Origin of the sequence: Glycocaulis sp. (assembly GCF_052168375.1) — a bacterium.
Lineage (GTDB): Bacteria > Pseudomonadota > Alphaproteobacteria > Caulobacterales > Maricaulaceae > Glycocaulis.
Genome location: NZ_JBQLZR010000063.1, coordinates 1 through 2,058 on the forward strand (window position 1 = coordinate 1; position 2,058 = coordinate 2,058).

The 2,058-nt window shown below is 65.6% G+C and carries 2 protein-coding genes and 1 tRNA gene; all 3 read left to right on the forward strand.

The window, feature by feature from the left end; all coding sequences use genetic code 11:
• Positions 1-526: sensor histidine kinase (locus ACTS2Z_RS02540; protein WP_442571662.1), on the forward strand; the 526-nt coding region annotated here is incomplete at its 5' end.
• Positions 527-589: 63 nt separating this feature from the next.
• Positions 590-666: transfer RNA gene (locus ACTS2Z_RS02545), tRNA-Arg, on the forward strand.
• A gap of 62 nt (positions 667-728) precedes the next feature.
• Positions 729-1,907 (forward strand): DUF6538 domain-containing protein, encoded by a 1,179-nt coding sequence (locus ACTS2Z_RS02550; RefSeq protein ID WP_442571663.1) that lies wholly within the window; start codon positions 729-731, stop codon positions 1,905-1,907.
• The last annotated feature ends 151 nt before the right edge of the window (positions 1,908-2,058 follow it).

The following is a 2,058-nucleotide window of genomic DNA, read 5'->3' on the forward strand; positions in this document are numbered from 1 at the left end:
CCGCGCGGTGAACCTGACCGAGGCGACGCTCGCCTTCGGCCGTGCGGAGGAGCCTTCGCCCAAGCTCGACCGGGTCCGCCTGCGCGACATGGCCGAGGACGTGATCGAGAACGAGCGGCTGACGGCGGGCGAGGAGTGCGGCATCGACTGGTCCTGCGACATCCCCGCCGGGCTCGTCCTGCGCGCCGATCCCGAGCAGCTTCACCGCGTCCTCTCGAACCTCGTGCGCAACGCGCGGCAGGCCATCTCCGCGGCCGGCGGAACGGGCGCCATCGCGATCCGCGGCGCCGAGGGCGAGAGCGGGTGGTGCATCGAGGTTGCCGACACAGGCCCCGGCCTCCCGCAGAAGGCGCTCGACCACCTGTTCAAGCCGTTCCACGGCGGCGCGCGCAAGGGCGGCACCGGCCTCGGCCTCGCCATCGCCGCCGAGATCGTGCGCGGCCATGGCGGGCGGCTGGAGCTGGTGCGCACCGGGCCCGAGGGCACGGTCTTCGCGATCCACCTGCCGCATGGCCTCGCCGCCTGAGCGGCGGGGCGACCGGGAAACCCCTTGCGCTGCCCGGCCGGGGCGGTTACATGCACGCCCCACGCACCGGTAGCTCAGTTGGATAGAGTACTTGACTACGAATCAAGGGGTCGGGGGTTCGAATCCTCCCCGGTGCGCCACCTCAACCCGCTAAGCTATTGCATAGCCTCAGCTTTCTCACGAGCTGGAGCGAGCGTAGAACATGGCGGAGAACAGGGAAGCACCCCACACCTTCACGAAGCAGGGCGTCTACTACTTCTGCAGACGCGTCCCGAAAGACCTGCAGCAGCACTACAAGTCACCGAAAATCAGCTATTCGCTGCGGACAAGGTCCCCATCTGTAGCGTCGTCACGCGCCCTCAGAGCGGCCCAGAAGCTCGATGAGTTCTGGTATCACCTGCGTCTGAAGGACAGCGACCTGCCGGGCAAGAACCTGCTCAGGATGGCGCAGAACGTGAACGCGGCACCTACGGCTTGGTCGCCGGTCGAAGTGTCCCCCGACACGGTGAAGCTCTCGGAGGCGGTTGGCATCTACCTGCGGCTGAAGGGCCAGGGCCGAGGTGTGACCTTCCAGCGCACCACCGAGCGTTGCTGCGGCTATGTCATCGACGTGTGCGGCGACAAGGACATCACTGCCTACACGAAGTCTGACGCGAACGCCTTCCGCGACGACCTCCTGAAGCGGGAACTGGCTGGCAGCAGCATCACGCGGATCATCGCCACCGTGCGCTCTGTCATCAACTTCGCGGCCAGCGAGATCGGGGTCGAGTTGAGCAACCCCTTCGGCAAGGTCTACTATGACCGCACCGCTGGCGTTGAGGGTCGCGAGCCGATCCCGCTCGGCACCATCCGCAGCCTGCAAGGAGAGTGCCGCAAGCTCGATGACGAGCGACGCTGGATTGTCGCCTTGGTCTCGGACACGGGGCTGCGGCTGGCTGAAGCCGTGGGTCTGCTCAAGGACGATCTGCGTCTGGAGGACGAGGTCCCACATGTGGTCGTCAGGGAGCATCCGTGGCGCAGGCTCAAGACCTCGGGCAGCTCCCGCAAGGTCCCGCTCGTCGGAGCTTCCCTGTGGGCAGCTCAAAGGATCAAGGACAGCTCTCCTGACAGCCCTTTCGCGTTCCCCAGCTACACCACACTGGACAGGGCCAATGCCAACTCCGCCAGCGCCGCGCTGAACAAATGGATGAAGCCGAAGGTGCCGAAGAACACGACCATGCACAGCTTCAGACACTCGCTGAGGGACCGGCTGCGGGCGGTCGAGTGTCCTGCCGACATCGTCGATCAGATCGGCGGCTGGGCCACCGAGGGTGTAGGACACAGCTACGGGTCAGGATACCCGCTCGACGTGCTGTACCGATGGTTGAAGGCAGTGGAATAGCCCCTGCCGCCATGTTCTACGCTCGCTCCAGCTCGTGAGAAAGCTGAGGCTATGCAATAGCTTAGCGGGTTGAGGTGGCGCACCGGGGAAGTTGGTTCTGTTCCCGTGACATGCGCCGCCTTGGCCCGCAGCCTCAGCAATAACAGGGGTA